This window comes from Nitrospirillum pindoramense (assembly GCF_007827955.1).
Lineage (GTDB): Bacteria > Pseudomonadota > Alphaproteobacteria > Azospirillales > Azospirillaceae > Nitrospirillum > Nitrospirillum amazonense_B.
Genome location: NZ_VITR01000005.1, coordinates 370,460 through 395,879 on the forward strand (window position 1 = coordinate 370,460; position 25,420 = coordinate 395,879).

General features: G+C 65.8%; 18 protein-coding genes. 8 read left to right on the forward strand and 10 right to left on the reverse strand.

Annotated features, from left to right (window positions below; genetic code table 11):
- The first annotated feature begins 35 nt into the window (after positions 1-35).
- On the forward strand, positions 36-2,111 hold the full coding sequence (locus FBZ90_RS10685) for a M1 family metallopeptidase (RefSeq protein WP_145731843.1): 2,076 nt from the start codon (positions 36-38) through the stop codon (positions 2,109-2,111).
- 45 nt (positions 2,112-2,156) lie between these two features.
- On the opposite strand, the gene FBZ90_RS10690 is transcribed toward FBZ90_RS10685, so the two are convergent.
- Complete coding sequence (locus tag FBZ90_RS10690; RefSeq protein ID WP_186455721.1) at positions 2,157-3,851, reverse strand: methyl-accepting chemotaxis protein; 1,695 nt, start codon at positions 3,849-3,851, stop codon at positions 2,157-2,159.
- A 742-nt stretch (positions 3,852-4,593) separates the two neighbouring features.
- On the opposite strand from FBZ90_RS10690, the gene FBZ90_RS10695 reads away from it, so the two are divergent.
- Positions 4,594-5,043 (forward strand): helix-turn-helix domain-containing protein, encoded by a 450-nt coding sequence (locus FBZ90_RS10695; protein ID WP_145731847.1) that lies wholly within the window; start codon positions 4,594-4,596, stop codon positions 5,041-5,043.
- A 56-nt stretch (positions 5,044-5,099) separates the two neighbouring features.
- Here FBZ90_RS10695 and FBZ90_RS10700 read toward each other — a convergent pair whose 3' ends face one another.
- The 3 genes from FBZ90_RS10700 to FBZ90_RS10710 form a co-directional block, all read right to left on the reverse strand.
- Positions 5,100-7,169, reverse strand: coding sequence for a multicopper oxidase family protein (locus tag FBZ90_RS10700; protein WP_186455722.1), 2,070 nt, complete (start codon positions 7,167-7,169; stop codon positions 5,100-5,102).
- 95 nt (positions 7,170-7,264) lie between these two features.
- Positions 7,265-7,702, reverse strand: coding sequence for a DUF1810 domain-containing protein (locus tag FBZ90_RS10705; protein WP_145731851.1), 438 nt, complete (start codon positions 7,700-7,702; stop codon positions 7,265-7,267).
- A 147-nt stretch (positions 7,703-7,849) separates the two neighbouring features.
- Complete coding sequence (locus FBZ90_RS10710; protein WP_145731853.1) at positions 7,850-8,476, reverse strand: FMN-dependent NADH-azoreductase; 627 nt, start codon at positions 8,474-8,476, stop codon at positions 7,850-7,852.
- A gap of 194 nt (positions 8,477-8,670) precedes the next feature.
- On the opposite strand from FBZ90_RS10710, the gene FBZ90_RS10715 reads away from it, so the two are divergent.
- The 3 genes from FBZ90_RS10715 (at position 8,671) to FBZ90_RS10725 (ending at position 14,354) form a co-directional block, all read left to right on the forward strand.
- Positions 8,671-9,615, forward strand: coding sequence for a LysR substrate-binding domain-containing protein (locus FBZ90_RS10715; RefSeq protein ID WP_145731855.1), 945 nt, complete (start codon positions 8,671-8,673; stop codon positions 9,613-9,615).
- Positions 9,616-9,857: 242 nt separating this feature from the next.
- On the forward strand, positions 9,858-11,414 hold the full coding sequence (locus FBZ90_RS27795; protein ID WP_186455723.1) for a hypothetical protein: 1,557 nt from the start codon (positions 9,858-9,860) through the stop codon (positions 11,412-11,414).
- A 132-nt stretch (positions 11,415-11,546) separates the two neighbouring features.
- Positions 11,547-14,354 carry an ATP-binding protein gene (locus tag FBZ90_RS10725; protein ID WP_145731857.1) on the forward strand — a complete coding sequence of 936 codons (2,808 nt, stop codon included), beginning with the start codon at positions 11,547-11,549 and terminating at the stop codon, positions 14,352-14,354.
- Between the two features lie 9 nt (positions 14,355-14,363).
- Here the strand turns inward: FBZ90_RS10725 and FBZ90_RS28655 are convergent, their stop codons facing one another.
- From FBZ90_RS28655 to FBZ90_RS10755, 6 genes are all read right to left on the reverse strand, one after another.
- The gene (locus FBZ90_RS28655) at positions 14,364-15,020 is read right to left on the reverse strand and encodes a hypothetical protein (protein ID WP_145731859.1); all 657 of its coding nucleotides are present in this window, start codon (positions 15,018-15,020) and stop codon (positions 14,364-14,366) included.
- Between the two features lie 137 nt (positions 15,021-15,157).
- On the reverse strand, positions 15,158-16,465 hold the full coding sequence (locus FBZ90_RS10735; RefSeq protein WP_145731861.1) for a glycosyltransferase family 4 protein: 1,308 nt from the start codon (positions 16,463-16,465) through the stop codon (positions 15,158-15,160).
- Positions 16,462-17,058 carry a class I SAM-dependent methyltransferase gene (locus tag FBZ90_RS10740; protein ID WP_145731863.1) on the reverse strand — a complete coding sequence of 199 codons (597 nt, stop codon included), beginning with the start codon at positions 17,056-17,058 and terminating at the stop codon, positions 16,462-16,464. The genes FBZ90_RS10735 and FBZ90_RS10740 overlap by 4 nt, the downstream gene beginning before the upstream one ends.
- 14 nt (positions 17,059-17,072) lie before the next feature.
- Positions 17,073-20,153 carry a glycosyltransferase gene (locus FBZ90_RS10745; protein WP_145731865.1) on the reverse strand — a complete coding sequence of 1,027 codons (3,081 nt, stop codon included), beginning with the start codon at positions 20,151-20,153 and terminating at the stop codon, positions 17,073-17,075.
- A gap of 13 nt (positions 20,154-20,166) precedes the next feature.
- The gene (locus FBZ90_RS10750; RefSeq protein ID WP_145731867.1) at positions 20,167-20,880 is read right to left on the reverse strand and encodes a hypothetical protein; all 714 of its coding nucleotides are present in this window, start codon (positions 20,878-20,880) and stop codon (positions 20,167-20,169) included.
- 210 nt (positions 20,881-21,090) lie between these two features.
- Positions 21,091-22,062, reverse strand: a complete 972-nt coding sequence (locus tag FBZ90_RS10755; protein ID WP_145731869.1) for a calcium-binding protein — start codon at positions 22,060-22,062, stop codon at positions 21,091-21,093.
- Here FBZ90_RS10755 and FBZ90_RS10760 point away from each other — a divergent pair.
- The 3 genes from FBZ90_RS10760 (at position 22,061) to FBZ90_RS10770 (ending at position 25,406) form a co-directional block, all read left to right on the forward strand.
- Entirely contained in the window at positions 22,061-22,363 is a 303-nt protein-coding gene (locus FBZ90_RS10760) for a hypothetical protein (RefSeq protein WP_145731871.1), read from the forward strand. The genes FBZ90_RS10755 and FBZ90_RS10760 overlap by 2 nt on opposite strands.
- Positions 22,364-22,625: 262 nt before the next feature.
- Complete coding sequence (locus FBZ90_RS10765) at positions 22,626-24,074, forward strand: UbiA family prenyltransferase (RefSeq protein ID WP_145731873.1); 1,449 nt, start codon at positions 22,626-22,628, stop codon at positions 24,072-24,074.
- Between the two features lie 3 nt (positions 24,075-24,077).
- Positions 24,078-25,406 (forward strand): FAD-binding oxidoreductase, encoded by a 1,329-nt coding sequence (locus FBZ90_RS10770; RefSeq protein ID WP_145731875.1) that lies wholly within the window; start codon positions 24,078-24,080, stop codon positions 25,404-25,406.
- The last annotated feature ends 14 nt before the right edge of the window (positions 25,407-25,420 follow it).

Genomic DNA, 25,420 nt, shown 5'->3' on the forward strand with positions numbered 1-25,420 from the left:
CGCCCCGAAACCCATGATCAAAGGCCGCATCACCCATGACCAAACCTTGGCTCCGCCATGCCGCGACCCTTGCCCTCATCCCGGTTCTGGCGGCACCTGTTGCGGGCCTGGGGCAGGACAGCCGGGGAGGGAGTGCGGGCCAGGCGCCATCGCCGGCCACGAAGCAGTTGGAGAAGCCGCCGGAAACAGAGCCGCCGCTGACGACCGCCTATCGTCCCTTCGACGCCTTCGCGCCCCTGACCCTGCCTCAGGCGGTGAACCAATACCGCTCGGGCAGCGGCCTGCCGGGCCCGGCCTACTGGCAAAACCGGGCGGATTACGAACTGCACGCCCGGCTGGACCTGTCCAAGCCCGAGGCACCGTCCATCAGCGGCAACGCCGTCATCCGCTACACCAACAACAGCCCCGACGCACTGGACCGGCTGTGGCTGCAGATGGACCAGAACATCTATCGCAAGGACGCGCGCGCGGCGGTGGCCAGCGGCGGCCGGCCCAGCCGCGGCAACACGGACGGCTTCATCATCAAGGCGGTCGCCGTTTCCTTTGGCGATGGCAAGGTGATCGCCCTGCCCTTCCATGTCGACGACACCCGCCTGTGGGTGGACCTGCCCAAGCCGTTGGCGGCCAAGGGTGGCAAGCTGGCGCTGCACATCGACTACGCCTATACCATCCCGGGCACCTGGGGTGGGCGCACCGCCCACACGCCGACCAAGAACGGCGAAATCTATGAGATCGCCCAGTGGTATCCGCGCATGGCCGTCTATGACGACCTGCGCGGCTGGGACACCCTGCCCTATCTGGGGGCGGAGTTTTATCTGGAGTACGGCGACTTCGACTACACCGTCACCGTGCCGGCCACCATGCTGGTGGCGGGTTCGGGCGAGTTGGTGAACGGGGCGGAGGTGCTGACCCCCACGCAAGTGAAGCGCCTGGACCAAGCCCGCGCCAGCGACGCCACGATCCTGATCCGCACGCCGGAGGAGGTGACCGACCCGCAGAGCCGTCCCCGCACCACGGGGGAGATGACCTGGCATTTCCGCATGAAGAACACCCGCGACGTGGTGTTCGCCGCCTCCAACGCCTTCGTGTGGGACGCGGCGCGCGTGAACCTGCCTGAGGGCAAGCACGCCCTGGCCATGTCGGTCTATCCGGTGGAGGGCGTGGGGCCGGGCAAGTGGAACCGGTCGACGGAATACCTGAAGGCCTCCATCGAGCATTTCTCCAGCCAATGGTTCCCCTATCCCTGGCCGGTGGCGGTGAACCTGGGCGGCCATGGCGCCGGCATGGAATATCCGGGCATGGTGTTCGACGGCTTCCAGGATGAGGGCAAGAAGCTGTACTGGATCACCACGCACGAGATCGGTCACACATGGTTCCCCATGATCGTGGGATCGAACGAGCGGCGCGACGCCTGGATGGACGAGGGGTCCAACACCTTCATCGACATCTATGCCCAGGACGCTTTCAATCACGGCGAATACGCGCCCAAGCGCGATGGCGAATACGCACCCGGCGGCGGCAACCCGGTGGACGAGATCCTGCCGCTGCTGACCGACGCCGCCGCCCCCAACATCATCAATGCCCCCGATGGCGTGTCGGAGAAGTACCGCCACCCCGTCAGCTATTTCAAACCGGCCCTGGGCCTGGTGCTGCTGCGGGAACAGATCCTGGGGCCGGAGCGGTTCGACGCCGCCCTGCGCCGCTACATCCGCGCCTGGGCGTACAAGCACCCCTCGCCGTCCGACTTCTTCCGCGCCATGGAATCCGGGGCGGGTGAGGACCTGACGTGGTTCTGGCGCGGCTGGTACCTCAACAACTGGGCGGTGGACTTCACCGTGCGCAAGGTCGCCTATGCCGAGGGCGGCCCGGACAAGGGCGCCCTGGTGACCCTGGCGGCCCTGGACCGCCTGGTCCTGCCGGCGACCCTGCGGGTGGACTATGCCGACGGCAGCCAGCGCAACCTGCGCATTCCGGTGGAAACCTGGCGCGGCACGGCGGAGGCCACGGTGCGCCTCGGCGGCGGCCCCGCCATCACCCGCGTCACCATCGACCCCGACCACGCCCTGCCCGACACCAACCGGGCCAACGACGTGTGGGAAATGCGGCCATAACCTGAGAAAGGGGGCTGGCGCGGACCACGCGCCAGCCCTCCGCCCTCATGCCGCGCGGATTTTGGCGATGAAGTCGTTGACCTGGGTGCGCAAGGTCTCGGAATCGCGGCTGAGGGCGTTGGCCGCCTCCAGCACCTGCGTGGCCGACTGGCCCGCCTCCTCCGATGCCACGGTGACGCCCGAGATGCTGCGTGAGACATCCTGGGTGCCCTTGGCCGCCTCATCCACGTTCCGCGCGATCTCACGCGTCGCGGCGCTCTGCTCCTCCACCGCGGAGGAGATGCCGGCGGCGATCTGGTTGAGATCGCCGATCACCCCGGCGATGCCTTCGATGGCGTCCACCGCCTGACGGGTGGAGGTCTGGACCGCGACGACCTGGGCGGCGATGTCATCGGTGGCCCGCGCCGTCTGGTTGGCCAGCGACTTCACCTCACCGGCGACGACGGCGAAGCCACGCCCCGCCTCGCCGGCGCGCGCGGCCTCGATCGTGGCGTTCAACGCCAGCAGGTTCGTCTGGCTGGCGATGTCGTTGATCAGGCCGATGACCTGGCCGATGCGATCGGCGGCGCTGGCCAGGCCCTTGATCTGTTCATTGGCCTCCCGCGCGCGGTCAACCGCCGCCGTGGAGATACGCGCCGATTGGTTGACCTGGCCGCTGATCTCTCCCACCGAGGCGGAAAGCTGTTCAGCCGCTGTCGAGACGGTCTGCACGTTCGCCGTCGTCTGATCGGCGGCGGCGGCCACGGCCGTGGCCTGACGGCTGGTTTCCTCGGAGATGGAGGACATGGCGGCAGCGGTGGAGGTCAATTCGACGGCGGCGGACGAGACGGAATCGACCACCCCGCCGACGCTGGCGGTGAACAGGTCGGCCAATTCGTTCATCGCCCGCCTCTTCTCCTCCGCGGCGCGCCGTTCCATGGCCTTGGCCTCCGCCTCCATCTCCCGGTTGCGGATGATGTTGTCCTTGAAGACCTGCATGGCCTCGGCGACCTCGCCCAGCTCATCCCGGCGACCGATGCCGAAGATGGTCAGGTTCACATCCCCCTCCGCCAGGCGGCGCAGGCAGGCGACCATGCGGCCGATGGGCTGGGCGATGCCGGTGTGGCCGATGAGCAGCCCCAGCCCCAAACCGACGGCGATGCCCAGGGCGGAACCAAGCAGCATGATGGTCTGCGCGGTCGTCGCCGTGCGCACCCCGGCCTCCGCGGTGCGCGTGCCCTGCTCATCGAAATAGTCCGCCGCGGCCTTGACCGCGGCTTGCAGGCGGTCGGCCACGGGACGGTTTTCCTCAACCGCCCGCATCACGCTCTTCTGGGCATCACTCAGGGTGATGTCGCGCCCCAGTTCCCGCGCGCGGGCGAAGGTCTGGTCCATGCCCTTGAGATAGCTACGGTACTGATCCTCGATGTCCGCCACCAGGCGGCGTTCACGGTCGCTGTCCACCCTGCTCCGCAGGTCGTCCAGACCCTTTTCGAACGCGGCGCGGTTGGCATCCACCAGCTTCTCGGCCTCGGCGACATTGGCCGGGCTGGCATTCATGCCCACCCGATATTCCGAGCGGCTGAGAGCGACCAGCGCCTGGTTGACCCGCGCGGCCCGCAGCGCCAGCCCGTCCGCGGCGTCGATTTCGGTGCCCGCGATACCCAGGCGCCGGACATTGCTGTACCCGGTATAGCCCAGCCCGCCGACGACCAGCGCCAACGCGCCGACCAATGTCAGGATTTTATATACCAAACGCATATTTCGAAGCATGGGTAAGCCACCTTCCCGTGAAGCTCAGGGATTTGTGAATCGAGGTGCTGCGCCAGTGATGGTCACGCGCGGACGGATCTTCCGTGTAGGTGGCGATGTCGGGGCACTTCGCTTGCCTGATCGCCGGAAGGTCGCGCTATACTTTCCAATCGTCGCACGCTGGCGTCGGGATGCGGGCCCAGGGGCGCGGCGCGGTCGTAGCGTACGGCCTGGGCAATCGCGCCGCCGGGTGGAAGCTGGGGATGGGGAACAACAGGCACAGAAAGTTCCATGAGACAGCCTCACGCATATCCGTGAGCAGCCCGGATTGAAGCGCGGGCCACGTGCAACTAAATAGGCGCGAACGGGGATTATGTTTGACGACTGCCGTTTCCAACGCCTGCGATATTTAGTTTTTTCTTTACCCTGAACAATCAAGCTGAAGCCGATGCTTGGCACCATAGCGCCAACGGCATCAGTCCGGCTGCTGTTTCCTTGCATGCCGCAGCCGGCATTGTCAGGCAGGTCACATGTTCGTCCGTTTCTGGCCACGGCGGGATGCCGCCGTGACAAGCCACCGACCCTGGAGAAAGCTTTAATGCCTGCCACGTTTACAGCGTTTATGCTTCATTGCAAGCCGTTTTATCGTTCGAATAGAATTATACGACTTCAAACAAGCCTGACCTGCGGGAATCGGCCGCCGCGCGGCGTCGTGATGCCGTCCCATCGGATATGAGCCGGTGCAGGTGCCATGGCCCGTCCGCTGAAACCGAAGACCCCTTTCGCCGAACGGCTGATCCGCGCCCGGGGCGCCATGGGGCGGAACGAAGCCGCGTCACGGCTGAAGACCCACCCCGTCACCTTGGGCTCTTACGAGCGTGGCGTCGCCCTGCCGACCGTGGAGGTCCTCATCGCCATGCGGGAGGTCTACGCCGTTTCCTTGGATTGGCTGATATCGGGGATGGGGGAAATGCGGTTGCCCCTGCCGGAGGGGACATCCCCCCCCTTGCCGGAGACATTGGCGTCCCTTGACCGTCCGCGTCTACGCAGCCTGTTCCAGGCCTTCATCGACACCGTCATTCGCCAGCCGGCCACCCTTCAGCAAAAGCCGGAAGAATTGGCCGACTGGCTGATCAAAGGATACGACTGGCTGGCTGGCCCCCCGTCACAGGACGACGCCAGCACGCCGGGCCTGCCCTGAAAGAAGCCGAACGGCTTCATTGGCGGTCGGCCATTCGGCCCCCCTTCCAGCCTGCCTCAGTGTTGTGCCAGGCCGGTGGTGGGCCGGGGCTCTCCCACGCCATAGCCCTCGGCCGCCTGTTCATGGTGATGATGCGGCAGGATGGTGGGCGCCTTGCCCGGCGCCACCATCTCCACCAGTTCCATCATGCCGTTATCCTCATGGCTTGTGTTATGGCAGTGCATGACGATGGCGCCGGTGTAATCCAGGGCCTGGCTGAGGAACTGCACCACCTCGCCGTAATTGAAACCGGTGTTGGCGTCGACGTTGGTCAACCCACCGGGGAAGGTGCAGTTGGTCCCCCCGACCGCCGGGGCGCAGTTGATCAGCGCCGTGTCCCGCCAGATGGGGAAGGCATAGTCGACCGTGCCGCGCCTGACCACCTGGAAGGAATTGGTGTGGATGTGGAACATGTGGGTGTCGGCGGCGCTCATCACACCCCACAGGTTCGTCTGGCCCAGCGTCAGGATGCGCTGCGGCCCGCCATCGCCGTTGAAGGGCCGGCCGTTGACCACCGAGGCGCCGCCGGCCGATTCAGCGTAGGTGCCGCTGGTGAAACCGAACACCACGCCCTGGGTGGGGGAAGTGGGCCGATCCTGCGCCTTCACCAAGGTGGCCGGCGCGTACAGCCGATTCAGCGCCGTCTGCGTGGGCAGGGCCGTGGACACCGGCCCCAGGGATCCGGGGGGTGCCACCACCTCCACGATCATCACCCGCTGGGTATCGGGCACCGGGCCCGGCTGGCACAACGTGTCCATGTCGGGGGACCGCTCCAGCGGCTCCTTGGACCTCTGCAACCGCTCCACCACCTTGCCCAGCGCCGGCTGCGCCAGCACATAGCGGCCTGGCTTGGTCGGGGCCTTGACCATGAGGTCCAGCCGCTGGCCCGGCGCCAGGAACAGCAATTCATTGTTGATGACGCCCTTGCCATCCGGCTTCGACACCGGGGGCCCGAGGCGCAGCGGCAGATCCTCCTCCCCCGGCGCCAAGGGGCGCTGCACCGGCGCGCCATCGGCCGCCAGGACATAGGCGGCGGGGGAAGGTGCTGTGTCCCCCTTATCCTGCGGCACCAGGCACATGGGCACCACGGCGCCCACGGTGGTGTTCACCACCCGCCACAGCTGCACCTCTCCCGCCACCATGGTGACTGTGGGATTGAGCTGGCCGTTGACCGAAAGTTTCGCGTTCGGGCTGTTGACCGGCGGCTTGGGCCCGCCCGCGTAGTCGCAGGAGGCGAAGGGGTAGACGCTCTTGCAGGTCACCTGTTGCGGAATGGCCTGGGTACTGGCCGACGGCCCGTATTCTATGCTTTGCAGCAGCATCACCTTTTCCGTCGCGGAGCGAACCGCCGGCAGGCTGTCGATGCCGTTCTTCTCATCCTGGATGATCAGCGCGCCGCTCATGCCGCTGGCCAATTGCAGGGCCACCGCCCCGTGCTTGTGCGGATGGTACCAATAGGTGCCGGCGGGATGCTGATCCGGGATCTTGATGTGGTAGTGGAACTCACCCTTGTGGCACAGGCTGGTGTCGCCCCCGGCGTGCTGGGCGCACAGGGCCAGGACGCTGTCCGGCGTGCCGGCCGGATAGAGGTTCAGCAAGACATTGTCGCTGTCCTTCTGCGGACTGACATGCAGGCCGTGGGTATGCAGGTTCAGCACGTCGAAGCCGTGGGGCACGGCGTTGAACATGGCCGCGTCGCCTTGGTCCACCTGAAAGGGCAAGCCATTGGTGAACAGGATGTCCAGCGTGTCGCCCGGATGGGCCCGAAGGGTGGGACCGGCCAGCAGCTCATTCGTGGGCAGCGCCGGCCCGGGGCCCCGCTTGGGCGCGGCCATGGCCGATTTCAGCGCCGGGCCCCTCAGGTCGCCAAAACTGACGAAGGCGTTGACCTGCACCGGCACCGACGCCCCGTCCCCGTTGGGAAGGGTGAAGATTTGAGGGCGGGCCTCCAGATGGGCCACCCCGTCGACCATCGGCATTGGTGCCGGCTGGATCAATTCCCCAGCCACGGCCGGCAGGGCGGCCATCAGGCCGCCGACAATTCCGACAGTCACGGCCTGTCGGCCCAAAAGAGCGAGAATGGACATGGCGCTTCCCCAACCGGCGTAATCCCGGCGCGGGATATTGCCCGACATGCGCGCACGAATCCATATTTCACTACTTATGCAGGCAGACGCGCCGACTAGGCCGCCAGATCCAGCGTCCGTTGATCCGGCACCCCGGCGAAATACTTGTCCAGCGCGTCCTGGAACAGGCTGTCGTAGTCCCCCGCCGCTAGGTGGAACAGGGTCATGCTGGAGTGGAACTTGAGGGCGTCCACCGGACCGAACACCGCCACCGGATCGTGGCCGGGCAAGTCGTTGACCAAGGCGGTCAACTGGCGCAGCCGACCGCCCAGGATGGTGTGCTCCAGATAAGGCCGCGCCTCATCGAGGGAGGCAAGAGCGTACAGTTGCGACGTCGCACTTCGTCCCAGACCGGCCAGCTGTGGGAAGAAATACCACATCCAGTGGCTGCGCTTGTGCCCGGCCGTCAGTTCGTGGATCACCGTATCCAGCTGGGGGTTCTGGGCATCGACGAAGCGTTGCAGGTCGATGGGTTGGTCGCGGCGGTGGTCCATTGTTCCCTTCCCGTGATGTGACCGAGCCCTCCCGGACGGATGGGACAGCATATCCCAAGGCCCAAAAGAAAGCCGGCGCCCCTTGGGTGTAGGGGCGCCGGCCATCAATCATCGATAAAGGGATTTTGTTCAGAAGCCGCCGGTGCCTTACGCCGCGTCTGCCAGGAACAGGCCGCCGATCTGGGTGTTCGCGGCCTCCAGCGCGCCGGCCTTGGCATCGGGACCCATGGCCACGCCCTCGGCGCGGACGATGGTGACATCCGTGATGCCGAGGAAGCCCAAGAAGCCCTTCAGATAGGCCTCCTGATGGTCCAGCGCCGCCTCATAGGGCGTGCCGGCGTACTTGCCGCCGCGGGTGGAAACGACGATGACTTTGCGGCCGCCGGCCAGGCCCTGAGGGCCGGACTCGGTGTAACGGAAGGTGCGGCCGGGCTGGGCCAGGCGGTCCAGGTAGGACTTCAGCTGGCTGGGGACGGAGAAATTGTACATCGGCGCGCCGATGACCACGACATCGGCCGACAGCAGCTCATCCACCAGAGTGTCGACCAGGGCGCGTTCCGCCTGCTGGGCGGGGGTCAGGTTCTGGTCGGCGCCGAACTTGGCGACGGCCAGCAACTCGCCATCCAGATGGGCGGGCGCGTCGGCGGCGACGTCGCGATACACCACCTCACCCGACGGGTTGGCTTGCTGCCAGGCCTGGACCACGGCGGCGGTCAGCTGGCGCGAAACGGAGGCCTGGGCCAAGGGGCTGGAATCGATGTGCAGGAGCTTCATGATCAATGCTTTCGTTCTGGCAGCTGACCTTCTGGCAGCTGGCGTTCCGATTGGGGCGCCGGTTCACCGGCCGCCAAAAGACCCCTTAAGAATGCCATTGGAACGCCCTTGCCATCAGGGGGCGGATTTCGCACTCTATGTTCCACGACTGGAACAATAAATCCCGCCAGTCCGGCGGGATGATGGGGCCGACAATGCGCGACCTGAACGACCTCTATTACTTCGCCCAGGTGGTGGATCATGGCGGTTTCGCCGCCGCGGAGCGGGCCTTGGGCGTGCCCAAGTCCACCCTCAGCCGTCGCGTGTCGATGCTGGAGGAACAGCTGGGCGTGCGGCTGCTGCAGCGGTCCACCCGCCGCTTCGCCATCACCGATGTGGGCCGCACCTATCACGCCCATTGCCTGGCCATGATCGCGGAGGCGGAGGCGGCCCAGGAGGCGGTGGATCGCACCCGGGCGGAACCGCAAGGCACCGTCCGCGTCAGCTGCCCCACGGCGTTGGTGCCCACCCGGGTCGGCGCCGTCGTCACCCGGTACATGACCCAGCATCCGCGCGTGACCATCCGGCTGGAGGCCAGCAACCGCCGTGTCGACGTGATCGAGGAAGGCTATGACCTGGCGATCCGTGTGCGCATGCCGCCGCTGGAGGACAGCGACCTGATCGTCAAGGTGCTGGAAAGCCACGGGTCGGCCCTGGTGGCCAGCCCGGCCTTCCTGGACCGTCATGGCCGGCCCACCAACCCGGAGGAGCTGGCGGCCCTGCCGGCCGCGGACATGCCGCGCACGGGCGGGGACTATGTGTGGCGGCTGTACGGTCCCGACGGCATCCTGCGTGTTGTCCCGCACCAGCCGCGCCTGATCACCGAGGATATGGGCCTGTTGCGCGACGCGGCGCTGGCCGGGATCGCCGTCGCCCAACTGCCCCTTTTCGTCATCGACGCTTACCTGGCCCAGGGCACGCTGGAGGCGTTGCTGCCCGGCTGGACCCTGCCGGCGGGGGTGGTGCATGCCGTGTTCCCCTCCCGCCGGGGGTTGGTGCCCGCGGTGCGCGGCTTCATAGACGCCCTGGCGGCGGAATTCGCCAACCGCCCGACAGCCCCCTGCCCCGCCAACGCTGCCTGGATCGGTGGCGGGCTGTAGGCCACCACGTGGCGACAAAGTCACCCCGTCGGCAGATTTGCAATCATAGGGTCCTTTACCCTTGACAGCGCCGCGCCCCAGCGGCGCTATTAGGGCGTTAACCATAAGAATTCCGGGGAAATTTCGGTTTGGGGGACCCATCCGCCATGCCTGGGTCGTCTTTTGTCCGTCACCTGGGCGCGCGCCGCCTGGGCGCGCGATTGCTCGCGTGTGCCCGCGCCAAATCCGCGCCGACTTCCCTCATGTCCGTGCTGACCATGGCCGGCGCGCTGACGCTGATGCTGTGGCCGGCGCTCCTCAACGGCTTCCCCATCGTCTTTTTCGACACCGGCGGCTACATCGAAGCGGCGGCGGACCATAAGCTGGTCGAGGGGCGATCCCTGGCCTATGGCCTGTTCCTGCAGGCGACGTCCCTGAACTGGCGCACCCTATGGGGGCCGGTGCTGGCGCAAAGCCTGCTGACCTTATGGATGCTGCGCCACCTGAGCGCCGGCCTGATGCCGAACCGGGGACGGACGGACGCGGCGCGCGATGGCGCCGCCCTGCTGGGCTTGGTGGCCGTGCTGTCGCTGGGCACCGGCATGGCCTGGTACAGCGCCCAGCTGATGCCCGACCTCGCCATTCCCCTGGTGGTGGGCAGCCTGTGGCTGCTGGCCTTCCGCTGGGCCTGGCTGTCCTGGGGCCAACGAATGGGCATCGCCATGGTGGGCGTGGTCGGGCTGTTGTCGCACATGTCCGGCATGGCCCTGGGCGGGGGCCTGATCGTGGTGCTGGCCGCGATGAAGGCCGCCGGCATGCTGACACGGCACCCGCGATCCTGGCGAACCCTGCGCCTGCTTCCCGCCACCGCCATGGTGCTGGGCAGCATGCTGGCCCTGCCCCTGTTGAATGGTGTCGTCACCGGCCAGGCCCGCCTGACCCCTGGGGGCCCCCTGTTCCTGTTCGGCAGCCTGCTGCAACAGGGCCAGGTGCGCCGCCTGCTGGACGAGCGGTGCGCCGAAGACCCGCATGCCTACGCCCTGTGCCGGTATCGCCACCGCCTGCCCGCCACGGCGGATGAATTCCTGTGGGGCGAGGAATCACCTCTGGTGGCGCTGGGCGGATGGCAGGGCATGGCGGCGGAGGCCGGGCGGATCAACCTGGCGGTGATGCGGACCTACCCCCTGGCCCTGGCCCTGTCATCCCTACAGGCCGGCGTGGAGCAGTTCTTCCGCGTCCAATCAGGGGATGGGCTGGGTGAGTTCCATGACAGCACCCGAGCGGTCATGCATCGCGTGCTTCCGGCGTCCGAGGCCGCCTTCCTCAAGGCCGACCAGCAGAGCGAGGGGCCGACCCCCGGCATGGCCGATCTTTCCAATTACCTGACGGTGCCCTTGGCCTTCCTGGCCCTGGCGGCGCTGGGCGCGCTGATCCCCCAAGCGGTAAGGCGTCGGGACGGCGTGGCGCTGGGGGCGCTGGTCTTCCTCTGGGCGGCGCTGGCCGGCAACGCCCTTATCTGTGGGGCTCTGTCCAACCCGCACGACCGATATCAGAACCGCCTGGTGTGGATGGTGCCCGTCTTCGCACTGGCCATCGACCGGCGCCTGCGCCAGGCGGACGGTGCTCAAGAGGTCGCGGCGCCATCCCCGGCGCCGTATGCGTCGAGCCCGTGGTTCCGGTTGCGCCGCCGGCTGGCGCGGGGGGTGGCGCTGCCGGTGGTGGGGGCCGGCGCCGACCTTGTGCTGCCCGACATCCTGGCGCCGGATATCATGGTGATGGACCTGGCCCCTGTCGACCTGACGGGTCCCCAGCAACCCTGACCTTCTTGGTAAGGCGTAAATCCGCGTTGATTGCGTTACGCTTTTTCCGTGCCTTCAGCTCCCCTTGCCGCCTGCCACGCCAGCGCCCCGCATGATCGCCTGCCGTCGACGGCGCAAACCATGGAATCGCGGATGATCCGCCTCTCCCTCCCCGTGCGCCTGTTGCTGGCCATCCTGCCAGCCGCCGGCATCATGCTGGGGGGGATGATCCTGGTCACGGTACACCTGAGCCAGCAGGTGGTGGAGCACTTCGTCAACGACTATGGCCGCGACACCGCCCAACGCGAAGCCCTGGCCATCAGCGCTAGCGTGAAGGAGGCGATGACCCTTGCGGAGGGGACCGCCCGCATGGTCTCCGCGCTGGCGGCGACGCGCGAAGTCGAAGGCGGGCGCCTGACATTGAGCGACCGCCGACAGGTCACGGAGTACCTGCGCCAGGCGGCCGCCCTGCATCCCGAGGTCGCGGGCATCTGGTTCTATGCCGAACCGGACGCGCTGGGTCCCGACGGCGCGGCGCTGGCGGCCCATGACGCGCAGGTGGGGATGCCGGGCACCGGCCGTTACGCCCTGCACGCCAGCAGCCAGGAAGGCACGGTGCGCCTAGCCCCGCCGCCAGCGGATTTCGATGTCCAGGATTATTATGCCCGCGCCGCGCGGCGCCACCGCCTAACCGTCCTGCCTCCCCACGAATTTCCCATCCTGGGCGTGCCGACCATCGTGGTGTCGCATGCCTATCCGGTCATGATGGGCGATCGGGTCATCGGCGTGGCCGGCATCGACCTGGACCAGAAGGCCCGCGCCCGCATTTATGACGGCCACCGCCCCTTTGGCGCGCCCGTCGCCATCATCAACACCTCGGAGGTTTGGGTCTACCATTCCGACCACGCCCTGGTGGGCAGCACCGCCACCTTCGGCAATGGGCCGGGCGATCAATTTTCGGTCGGGGAGCAGGTGTTCGTCGACCAGGCGCAACCTTACAGCCTGGAGCGCCGCCTGGCCGATGGGACGCGCCTGAAGCGCTTCACCTGGCCTGTGGATCTCTTCCCCGGCGAAGGGCGGCGTCTGCTGGTCATGGATGTGCCGCTGGACCGGCTGGCGGGGCCCTTCGCCGGCATCCGCACCGCCATCCTGGTGGCGGGCGTGCTCTGTGCCCTGCTGCTGACCGGCCTGATGGTGGCGGCCGTGCGCCTGATCGTGGCCCAGCCCCTGAAGCGCCTGCAGGCCGGGGTGGATGGCCTGAGCCAGGGGGATTACGACCGGACCCTGCCCGACCAGGACCGCCCCGACGTCATCGGCGACCTCGCCCGGGGGCTGGAGGATTTCCGCCGGACACTGGTGGAGCGCGACAGCCTGCGTCGCGACCTGCAGCGGGTCGCCGCCTGCATCGCCGTGGCACATGACGCCATTTACATGATGAGCCGGGATTATGACGTGCTCTATGCCAACGACCAGGCCCTGACCCTGGTTGGCGTTACCGACGCGAAGGATCTGCTGGGCCGACGCATTTCGCAGTTCGTCACACCGGAAACGGCGGCGGCGCTGGCGGCCTTGCGCCAACAGATCAGCGTCAGCCTGGCCCACAAAGGCGTGTGGACGGGGCGCATCGACAATTGGGCCACGCTGACGGGCTATGAGGTGGAAGCGGTGGAGTTCACCGCCAGCATAGACCCCGGCGGCGATATCCTGGTGGTGGCGCGCGATGTATCGGAGCGTGACCGTGTCGAACGGGAACGCCAGGTGCTGCAACGGCAAATCCTGCAACAGGACAAGCTGGAAACGGTCGGCCAACTGGCAAGTGGCGTCGCCCATGACTTCAATAACCTTCTGGGTGCCATCCTGGGCTATGCCGGCTTCCTGTCCACCGATCTGGCGGCGGGTTCGGCGGCGCGGGGCTATGCCGACCGCATCCTGGAGGTGGGCGCCCGCGCCAAGGATTTGGTTCGGCAAATCCTGGGCTTCGCCCGCACCGACGCCGGCGTGCAGGAGGTGGTGCCGGCCCGAACCATCATCGAGGACGCGCAGGTGGTGCTGCGTTCGACCGTACCAGCCACCACCCGTCTGACCTGCACGGCGGAGGAGGGTCTACCCCCCCTGCGTGCCAACCCGACCCAGATGATGCAGGTTCTGATGAACCTGGTGATCAACGCGCATGACGCCCGCCGGGGCGATGCCGGTGACATCACCATCCGCCTGAACCGCGGCCCCCTTCCCTTCGCTTTCCCACCGGACTGGGCGACCGCGGAAATTGTCCCGGCGCCGGCAGGGGTGCCGCACGTGGTGCTGGAGGTCGCCGACCAGGGCAGCGGCCTGCCCCCGGACCACCTGGCCCGCATGTTCGAGCCCTTCTTCACCACCAAGGGGCAGGACAAAGGCACCGGGCTGGGCCTGGCCAACGTCCTCAGCATCGTGAAGGCGCATGGCGGCGGCCTGGCCGTGGCCAGCAGGCCGGGTGCCGGCACCGTCATTCGGATCACCCTGCCCAGCTTTTCCGGGCCCAGCTTTTCAGGGCCGGCGGCCATGGCCGCGGCCGACGAACAGTCCGAAACAGCCCGCACCGCTCCCCCCGCCATCCTGCGGGTCCTGGTGGTTGACGACACCGAGGCCATGGGCGAACTGCTGCGGGAGGGGCTGAGCCGTCGGGGCCATGAGGTCACCGTGTGCGGTGATCCCCGGGCCGCGCTGGACCTGCTGTCTGACACGGCGTCGGGCTTCAATGCCCTGATCACCGACCAGGTGATGCCCGGCATGACGGGCATGAGCCTGATCCATGCCGCCAAGGGCCGTCATCCCGGGCTGATTTGCGTACTATGCACCGGCTACAGCGCCAACGTGGACGAAGCCGCCGCGCGCGCCGGCGGCGCCGACGCGTTTTTCATCAAACCCCTGTCGGTAAAGGCCCTCATGGATCGGCTGGACGCGCTGTACGACACGCGTCGCTGAGCGCCCCCGTCAGGGGTGGATGCGGCTGGGGAACCAGCTGTCCATGCTGCCCCGGTCCAGCCAGCGGCCATAGGCGTAGGGGGCCGCATAGGCGCCACCGTAGGAATAGGGGCCACCATAGTAAGGATAGGCGCCATCCAGGCCGCCATCCACCCAGCCGCCGGGCCCCCCACCCCAGGGACCGCCCCAGCCGCCCCCACCCCAGGCGCCATTGTGCGGGTGGCCAGTGACGTTGCCTTGGGATACCGACAGTGAGAACGCGATGCCCGTGTCCTGGCAGGGGCGGAACGGATTGCCATCTTCGCCGTAGTTCAATGTGGCGCCGGCCCCGCGCTCGATCATCCCGCCGCCGAAGCCGATGCCCATGGTGACACTGCCCCCGACGCGGCAGTTGGTGTCCTTGGATTTCCAGCCATCATCCTCTGGCGGGCGCGCGGCCACGACACCATCGTCCCGTCCATCGGCGGTGGCGACACCCGGACCGTCGAGGACCGGCGGACGCGTCGGCCCCTCATCAATGGCATTGACCGGGGCGCTGGCCGCGCCGGCGGGTGTCGCCACCGTCTGGGTTTGCGCGCGGGCGCCCATCGCGAAACAGACCGCGGCCAAGGCCAGGGCGGACACCAAGGATTTGGCCGGGAATTTCGATGTCGGGGCGGCAGGCATGTATCTCAACTCCAGAAACGGCGCCGGGAACGCGCCGACCCAATCCTTTTCGGATCGGGTACCCGTTTCCAATATGGCGCGGGCCACCCCAGTTTCCACGCCTTTCCTGACAGGAACCTGTCGATAAACCACTTTCCTTACGCGCTGGGGGCTGCGTCCTTGGGCGTGGCGTGGCGCTGCGATACCCGCTGCGCCGGCCAGCGACCCGCCGCCAAGTCGTCGATCAAGCGCATTTGCGCCGGCAAGCATACGTTTTCCAGGTCATATCGCTGCACGATCGTCTCCCGCGCGCGGTGGCGCAGGCGCCCCAGCCGTTCGCGATCCGCCAAGGCGGCGGCGACGGTCCGCGCCAGCCCCTGGGGCGAGAAGAAGTCGACCAGCAGGCCGTTCTGACCGTGCTTGATGACCTCACGCACAGGTGCCGTGTCGGACGCGACCACCAGACAGCCGCTGGCCAGCGCTTCCATCAAGGACCACGACAGCACGAAGGGATAGGTCAGGTAGACATGGACAGCCGACACGCGCAGCACCGACAGGAAGGTGTCATAGGGCACCTTGCCCAGGAAGTGGACGCGCGCGAGGTCGAGTTGATCCCCCACCTCCGCCATGTACTTCGCGCGATAGTGGGGATGGTCCTGCGGGCGTGTGCCATAGCTGACGTCGTCGCCGCCCACGATCACCACCTGGGCGTTGGGCCGCTGCCGCATCAATTCCGGCAGGGCGCGCAGGAAAGTGTGGAAACCGCGATAGGGTTCCAGGTTGCGATTGACGAAGGTGATCACCTCATCCCCTGCCCGCAACACCAGGGGGGTGGCGGCCCCGTCGGGCGTGACCGTCAGCACCGCAGCCGGATCTGGACAAACCAGGCGGGTATCCACGCCGTCATGCACGATGGCGACCCGGCGTCTGAAATCGGCCGGAAGGCACTGCGCCTGCCATCGGGTGGGCGTGATGCCCGCGTCCATGGCCTGCAGCCCGTGCAACAGCACACTGTTCTTGATACGGATGCGAAAGACGTCATCCAAGACCGGCGGAAACTCGGGATCGAAGCCGACATCCGCACCGTGGGCATTGTAAAAGAACTCCAGGTAGGCCAGCAGCTTGGCCTTTGGAAACACGTCCTTCAGAAACAGGGCCTCCCCCCAGCCTGGGTGGGCGCAGATCACATCGGGAACGAAACCCTGTTGTGCCAACTGAATGCAGGCGCGCAAGACGGTTTGCCCCCGCCGCACCGCGGCTTCGAAGGACGCGACATAATGGTGGATGCCCTGGGTGGCGCCAGCAGGCGATGGGTACCGAACCATGACCATGCCGTGCGGCAGGGGAAGGTCGGAACAGTTCGCCTGGTCGCCCAGGCAAACGACCTCATGCCCAGCCGCGGCCAGGCGGATGGCCAAGTGGCGATATTGGCCGGGGAAGTTCTGGTGAACGAACAGCAGCCTCATGATGCGGTGTCGACACCCGCCGGCGGGGTAACGTAAGCGATCGCCCAGAGATTGAAGCTGGCCTCATCCCTGGTGACCTTTACATGGCCGAATCCGGCATCCAGCAGCGCCTTGCCCAGGGTTCGCGCGGTAAAGCCCGTGTGGTGCGCCATATAGTGATTGCCGTGCGCGATGGAAGCGCGCAACCCGAACACCATGTCCAGCGGGGCTACCGGACCGGCCGGGGACATATAGGCGGGCTCATCCAGCTTGTCCTCAAGCACAAGGCGGGCGATGGCCTGCAGGTCCGGCAAGGTTATCAAGGCGAAGCCATCCGTCTTCAGCACCCGCCGAAACTCCGCCAGCGCCACCGGCACCTCGTGCGCGTGCAGATGCTCGATGTTGTGGGAGGACCAGATGGCGTCCACGCTGGCATCGGCCACCATGGAAAGATCGGTGATCGATGTGACGATGTCGGGCCGCACGGCGGGATCGATATCGACCCGCACCTCACGCCATTCGCTGCTTGAAAACAGACTGTGCAGCTTATCCGGCCTGTAAACGCCGGAGCCGACGTGCAGGACGGTGCGCGAAACGCAGGATACTAGGGTCATGCTCAATTCCGAACTCACGGGGAGGCCGTCCCCCTGCTGCCTGTCGGCACTATCCCCTGGCGACGCGCCAATTCCAACAGGGCATCATTGATACGCGACGGCGGCACCCCCAGCGGCATCAGCATGCCACGGCCATGGTGACGCAGGCGCTCGGCCTGGGCACCAAGATCGAAGGCGGCGACGGTCAGACCGGCGGCCAGCATCTCGGTCAAGGTGTAAGACCAGGTTTCCGGCCATATCGAGGGCAGGAAACCAAGATGGGATTGGCTGGCGCGCAGCAGATCCGGCGCCTCTTCCGGGCTATAGCGCCCCGCGACCCGAACCCGGCCGGTTTCCAGCAAAGGCGTGTCATCCTGGGTATAGCCCACCACCAGGAATTCCAGGGGCAGGTTCCGCGCCTGGGCATCCCGCGCACAATCCAGCAGCACGTCGTACCCCTTGACCATGCCGATGGCGCCGAGGACGGCCACCCTGACGGCGGACGGATAGACCGGATCGGATGGCAGCGGGACGGGGGGCACCTCGAGATCGGGGTGGGGCCGCACCAACACGGGAATGGTCGCACCCGGCGATTGCGCCATGGCGAGAGGGGCTAGATAGGTCGTCAGGCGGCGCGCGGTGTCCTGCGTCGGGCAGACAACCCGCTGCGCCCTGGCCAAAAAAGCCGCCATGGACCGACGCCATGCCGCGACGGATAAATCCGTCGGGTGGAGCCTGTGCCCGTTGCTCAGGACACAGGTCTCGCACACGGATACCGGTGGCTCACCGCAATAGCGGTCACTGCCATCGACCAGGTTGATCCGGGGGCAGATCCATACGTAGTCGTGCGCGTAGACCTCGTACGGCCACTGGCCGGCCAGCATGTCCAACAATATGGACGGAACGCCCATGACATGGTGCACGACCATGCGATCCACCCCGAGGGCGCGCAAGTCGAGCATCAGCTGTGGCAACCCGGCTGCGCCTTTGTAAACCAAAGATCGGAGTTGCGGCATGTCCGGTATTTCCAGGAATACCCGGGGCGGCTTGGCCTGCCCCATGTCTCCCCTCTCGGTGACGGGCTGCCGCCAGCCTTCAGCCCGCAGAACGACGACCCCCACCCCTTCCGCGATCAAGGTCGCCACCTGGTCATTGACAAAGCGATCCGTTCCGCCGCCCAAGGCCGGGCAAACCACAAGGCAATTCCGCGGGCCCAGGCTTTGAGCCCAGGCGAGGTCCAGGGCGCGCCGCGCCGGCAACAGCGGATCCGCGGCGATGTGCGCGTGCACCGCCGGCTCATAGTCGGGATGAAGGCGGTTCAGAGTCCTGATGGCCGCGGCGATGCGGTCCGATTTTTCCACACCGAAGGACGAGCCCCCGACATGGCCAACGAAGATGTCCAGGGCGGCGACATGGCGCCAACCGCGCGCCCGCGCCCGCCAGCAGAAATCATTCTCTTCACCATAGCCCTGACCAAACATTTCGGCATCGAAATAACCAACGTCGTCCAGGCAATCCCGCCGTATATAGAAACAGAAGCCGACGCCAGTGGGCATATCGGCGATTTGGCCGGCCAATGTCGCCGCAGCCAAGCCATCCAGGAACGGTATTGAGGCGTTGGCCAAGGGTGTGCCACCGATATCAGGATAACTGAAGATGGTGGCGTCATTGGACAACGGGGTCACCGTGCCGATGGCGGCGTCCTGATAAGCGGCCAAAGTCAACCGATGCAGCCAATCGCCGTGAACCATGGCATCGGCATTCAGCAGTACCACATCACGATCAGGGTGCAGGGCCATGCCCCGATTGACCGTCCGCACAAAGCCGAGATTGCAGGCGTTGCGTAGCACGGTGGCCCAGCCCCGGGCCTCCACCTCATCCACCAGCGCCACCACAGCCGCGTCCGCGGGGGCATCAACGATCAGAATGATTTCAGTCGCGGGACGGGCGTAGGCGCCTTCCAGGCTGTCGCGTAGCGCCGATAGGCAGGCCCGGGTGACGTCCGCGTCACCATAAATGGGGACGATGACATCGACAGGCCGAGGGGACGCCCGGTCCAGGCCCCGGATTCCAGTACCCGGGCGGTGCCGTGGCGCGCCGCGCTCAGAATTCGATCCCAGAACGCTAGCCGGCCAATACACGGGCTCCTGGGTCGATGGAAGAATCCCCCGCACCCCTTCTTCCGCAGCCAGCATCGGCACGGTTTGCGCATCCGCCGGCTTGGCGTCCGCCTCGGGCCGGAATACCAAACGATGCGGCTGACCGTTGGGGCCCAGCAGGTCCAGAGCGACGGGCCGGGTCGGGCACGCGGCGTCCCAAGCCCGCACGATCAAGCCATTCCCCTCCTCCTCAGCGATCCGCATGGCGCGTGCGATGAGGCGAGGAGGTTGGGTGGCGGCGGGCTCCAAGGGCGCTCCCAGCGCCCGCGTACCATCAACGACGATGTCGAATCTGGCGCGCCCGGCGAGGGCCGTCGGCACGGTAAAACTGAACGGACACAGGCGCGCGTCAGCCGTTGTCACGCCTAGAGGCATCTGGGCCACCGCCAGGCCGTTCCAGCGCAGTTCAGCCCGTTGAGCCGACGCCCCAGCCACGCCATCAATGCGGCCGCCACAGGGGTAAGCCACGGCTGGAACGACACCGGATGCCACCAAGCCGCGCAGCATGCCCAAACAGGTTTCGTTGGTTTCCGCGTTCCAGCAAAGTGCGGGTATGATACGCTCAAGAATGCCCGGGAAGTCCGGCGAGGAAAGGGGTGTCGCCTGTGACAAGCCCACCGCAGCCAGGGGATGGACGCTGTCCAGATCAAGGGCCCGCGTGAAGCAGGAGGCGGCGTGTTCCATCCGTCCACGGGCTAACGCGACGACCCCTTCAAGAACCATATCAGCGGCAATGCCACTGGACCGGGCCAAATGGGCCGCGCGGTGGGCCGCATCGTCCAGGCGCCCCGCGCCAAGGGCCGCCTGTACCAGGTAACGCAGACCCTCAAGCCGGGCCTCGGGCCACAACACGGCTTCCAGGCTCAGCGCAGTTGCTGCTTCATAGTCTCGGCGGGATAATGCCGCATCGATGTCCGCCAGTATTTGGCGCTGGCGCGCAACCACGGTATCGGACATCTGGCGAGTAGCCTTAACGGGGCAGGACCGCGACCTTCAGAGCCATGAGCGGATCTTGCGGCTGCGACGAGCGGCACATGACGCCGTCTTGCCCCGTGACATCACCCTGGCGCAGGAACCGTACGGCATAGTCCACCCGATGTGTGTTCGCCAGCCGGCCGACCAAGCGGAAACCGGCGCCCAGCAGCGGCAGACCACGGCCGGAAATTCCCGCCAGCGTGCCGGCTTTGACCCAAGTGGCGCCTGGGTCGATCGGATTGGCCGCACAATATTCCAGCCCTTCGGCCAATTCCGGCGAGCCGCCGACGGTGAAGGCTTCGATCCAAAACAGGTGGTCTCCCGCCGATGCCCATTCGCCACCAGCGAAGGCGCGGTCGCCCATGCGCTGAATATGCGCAATGAGGCGAACATCAAGAGTTGCGGGCATCATCTCATCCCCCAACTTCTGGACGCCGACGGAGATGGATGAGGAAAGCTGACCACTCAGGGTGAAGGTGGTTATCAGCAAGGGCGCGGATTGCGCGGTGACGACAAGCGCCACCCCTTCCGAGCCACTGAGCCACGCTGAGGTATTGAGCCCACCGGCGGTCAGGAATTGCAGTGGCGCATAACCGGCCTGGGAGAGCGAAGACACCTGAACCGAGGGGAAACTAACACCCTTGATCTGCTGTCGCCCTGCCTCGCTCAGACGGGCGGTTATGTAATAGGTCCCTTCTGGCAGGGCCATGACCTTGGGCGTGGCCCGAACCGGATCACTGTCGGGTGATGACGTTACGACCGCCGATGTTTCGGCTGGCGCCAGAGTGTTTGGCTGCATCGTCTACCGATAAGAAGGTGGAGAATTGCCGAATACTGCCGGCTGAGAGCCCATAAGGCAAGTAAGACTATGGCGGGCCAATGGCCCGCCATACCTTAATTAAGCTGTTTAACTGACCAATTACTTGACCGTGAACCAATTGATGTTCACACCCGTGGCACCCTGGACCGTGATGGTAGAGCCATCCGGCAAGGTCAAGGTAGTGTTGCCGTTGCTCACGGTCGCATTGTTGATCAGTGAGATGAGGTCCAGCGACTTGCCACCGTAATTGGTGGAAGCAAACGCCAGCGTATCCTGCGAGGGGTTGAAGCCCGACACCGTGTCGTTGCCATCGCCCGGGCTGAAGATGAAGACGTCCTTGCCGGCGGCGTTGCCAACCAAGGAGTCGTTGCCCGCACCACCGATGATGTAGCTGCCACCACCGCTGGCATAGATGGTGTCGTTGCCTGCACCACCACCCAGCGTGTCGGCACCGTTGCTGGTGCGACCGTCGATGACGTCGTTACCCGCACCGCCGTTGATGATGTCGTTACCGGCACTCGACGTGATCACATCGTTGGTGGCGGAGCCGATGACACTGTCATTACCAGTGCCGGTAATGATGGTGTTCGTACCGGTGCCGACAACGGTGCTGGAGCCGCTCAGCACCAGGAAGTTGTTGCCGGCGTCGCCGACCACGACCTTGCCACCACTGTTGCCGTCCAGGAACAGCGCGGTCGTATTGCCGGCGGCGGTGCCAGTCAGGACGACGGAGGTCAAGGTGGGATCAACGGAAACGTTGGTCACGACGCTGCTGCTGCCGACCGTGCCGGCGGCCGTCTGGGACAGATCCACAGCGGCCAGCGTCGGCGTGGTGGACGATCCACCACTGACGACCACGCTGCTCACCGACGACACGCTCGCGGTGCCAAAGGTGATGGTGGAGGACAACGTCGCCGTCGGAGTGTTGGATGATGTCGGCGCCGCGGTCGTGATGCTCAGCGTGCCGCTGGCGGCGATGACGCTGTTCAAGGCGTTGGCCAGAGCATTCTGACTGGCCTGGGAAATGGATGGCGCCGTCGTGACGCTAACACCACCGGTGACAGTTGGCATGATTATATCCCCGCTTAAACGTCACTTAACCACTATTGAACCGCAGCCCGCTGCGGCGCTGACGTATACGTTAAAACCCCATGGCGAATTTATTAACGCGTTCCGCCAGCCCCGCGTGGTTGTAGGTATAATTCACGCGGCTCGCGGCGCACAAGCCGGATTCAGGAAAACTATCGCTTTAATTTTAGATTTGAGCACCCGCGCCGCGCCGCCAACAACAGCACATGGCAAAACAGCAATGTTTTTAGACCGTTCGGCCTATACCTTTAGGCGGGAGCGGCCTCTGGCGATGGCGGCTTGAGCCGCTTGCTGCGCGTCCCGTCGCCTTCGCGGGCGCAGCGATTCGCAGTCAAGCACCTCGCACACCCCCAGGGCCAAAGGTTAATGAACCTGCGCCGCCATGTTCCTCCATACCTGGACGGAAATCAGCCATTTAAAGGATTGACGCCCCATCATCGCTATGGCTCTTTCCGCGCAGTCCTTTCACATCTCGGCTATGAGAGTATAAATTTTCTCATATATTCAACACAATGGCCGTAATATCCACAGAGGCTAGGCATTCAATGAACGGTGCTGAGAGCAAGCCCGCGGCGCAAATCGCACCAGTGCCCTTGGTGGTCGACATCGACGGCACGCTCATCCGCTCTGACCTTCTTCTTGAGAATTTCTTTACCTTGCTTTCCAGCAACCCCATCGGCGCGCTGGGTGTCTGGCGCTTGCCGCTGCGCAGCAAAGCATGGCTTAAAGATTATCTATCAAATAAAACGGATCTGGATGTATCCACGGTACCGCTTAACCAGCAGGTTATCGATTTTCTCCTGGCCGAAAAAGCCAAAGGTCGGCGGATCTATTTGGCCTCTGCCTCGAACCACAGGCTGGTGAAGGCGCTTGCCGAACACCTGGGGTTCGTGGATGGGGTGTTCGGCTCAAACGAAAACCTTAACCTCTCGGGGCCGAACAAGGCGGAGTTGCTGTGCCGGGAGTTCGGCGACAAGGGCTTCGATTACATCGGCAACGACTGGGTGGATATGCCGGTCTGGCGTCGGTGCCGGACGGCGATCGTCACCAACGCTCCCGCCCGGCTGGTGCGACGGTTGATGGCGGAACGCCATGACGCCGTAGAGCTGCCGGTGCCCCAAGCCGGGGTGAAGGTCTACTTGAAGGCGATCCGGGTCCACCAGTGGCTGAAAAATCTGCTGGTGTTCGTGCCGCTTCTGGCCAGTCATGACCTGACCGGCGTGACCATCATCGACAGCCTGCTGGCCGCCCTGGCGTACAGCCTGGCCGCCAGCAGCGCTTATCTGTTGAACGACCTTTTGGACCTGCCCAATGACCGGGCTCATCCCACCAAGCGCAACCGGCCGTTGGCCAGCGGCCGGTTGCCGCTGATCCAGGGCGCGGCCCTGGTGCCCTTGCTGCTGGCCGTATCGGCCCTGTGCGGCCTGCTGGTGTCCATCAATTTCCTGGCGGTGCTGGCCGCCTATTATGTGATCACCCTGGCCTACTCGCTGTATCTCAAGCGACATATGTTGATCGATGTTCTGACTCTGGCGGGACTATATACGTTGCGCATTCTGGCGGGCAGCGCCGCCATTGAGCGTCCTTCGTCTGCCTGGCTGCTCGGCTTCTCCGTTTTCGTCTTCCTCTGCCTGGCACTGATCAAGCGCTATATTGAGCTGGTTGGCAGCCTGAAGGCCAACAAGGGCAACCCCAAGGGCCGCGGTTATCGGCTGGAGGATCTCAGCATCCTGTCCGGCCTGGCCAGCGCCAGCGGCTATTGCTCCGTCCTGGTGCTGGCCCTCTACTTCAACAGCCCCGAGGTCCATGCCCTGTACAGCAACCCGTCGCTGCTCTGGCTGGCCTGCGCGCCCCTGCTGTATTGGATCAGCCGTCTCCTGCTGCTGGCCCATCGCGGCGAATTGCATGATGACCCCGTGGTCTTTGCCGCCACCGACCGGACCAGCCTGATCACCGGCGCCATCATGGTTGCCATCGTCCTGGCGGCGGTGTGACCCATGCGCCAGCCGATCACATCCTGGGGCAATCTGGCCGCTGTCGAGCATGAGGTGGCGACACCCGCCTTCCGCGAAGAAGCGGGACTCGTCCTTTCCAGCCTTCTGGAAAAGACGAACAGTGTGCTGGCCCACGGCCTGGGCCGCTCCTACGGGGATAGCCCGCTGAACGGCGGTGGTGGTCTGCTGGTCACCCGCCGCATGGACCGGTGCCATTTCTTCGATACAACCCGCGGGGTCGTGCGCGCGGATGCAGGACTAAGCCTGGCCGATTTGCACACCATCACCATACCGCGCGGCTGGTTCGTGGCCGTGACGCCGGGCACCAAGTTCGTCACCCTGGGCGGCGCGGTCGCCAATGACGTGCATGGCAAGAACCACCATGTGGCGGGGAGCTTCGGCCACCATGTCCGCGCCCTCGGCCTGCGGCGCTCCGACGGGGAGGTCCTCGAATGTGGGCCCGACCGGAATGCCAACCTATTTCGCGCCACCATCGGCGGTCTGGGCCTGACGGGCCTGATCGAGTGGGTGGAGATCCAATTGCAGGCCATCGCCTCTTCCGACATGGAGGTGGAGAACCTCCGCTTCGACCATGTCGACCGCTTCTTCGAGTTGGCGGCGGAAAGCCTGGACTGGCCGTACAGCGTGGCCTGGGTCGATTGCCTGAGCCAGGGTGCGACCCTGGGTCGGGGCATCTTCTCACGCGGGCGCCACGCGGCGGACGGCCCCCGCTTGGCCCAGCCGGCCCGCGCCAAGCTGGCGGTCCCCCTGACCCCGCCCATCAGCCTGATCAACGGCCTGAGTTTACGCGCCTTCAACGCCGCCTATTACAGCCGCCCGGGCGCGACCTTCGCCGGCCGTTGCCATTTCGATGGCTTCTTCTATCCCCTGGATGGTGTGCATCACTGGAACCGGGTCTACGGACCCAAGGGTTTTTATCAGTACCAGTGCGTGGTGCCACCAGCCGTGGCACGTGGGGCCGTGACGGAATTGCTGGCCCGAATCGCGGCGTCGGGTACGGGATCCTGCCTGGTTGTCCTGAAGAATTTCGGGGACATCGCCCCGGCCGGCCTCCTGTCCTTCCCCATGGCCGGCACCACGCTGGCCCTGGACTTCCCCAACCAGGGCGCGCGCACCCTGGCGCTGATGGCCGACCTGGATCGCATCGTGGCATCCGCTGGCGGACGCCTTTATCCGGCCAAGGACGCCCGCATGCCGGCGAATCTGTTCGCGGCAGGTTACCCCGACTTGGCGGACTTCAAGCGACACCTCGATCCGGCCTTCATGTCCGACTTCTGGCGGCGGATGGACCGGAGCTTCCAAACCCAATAAGCGAACAGGCGTGA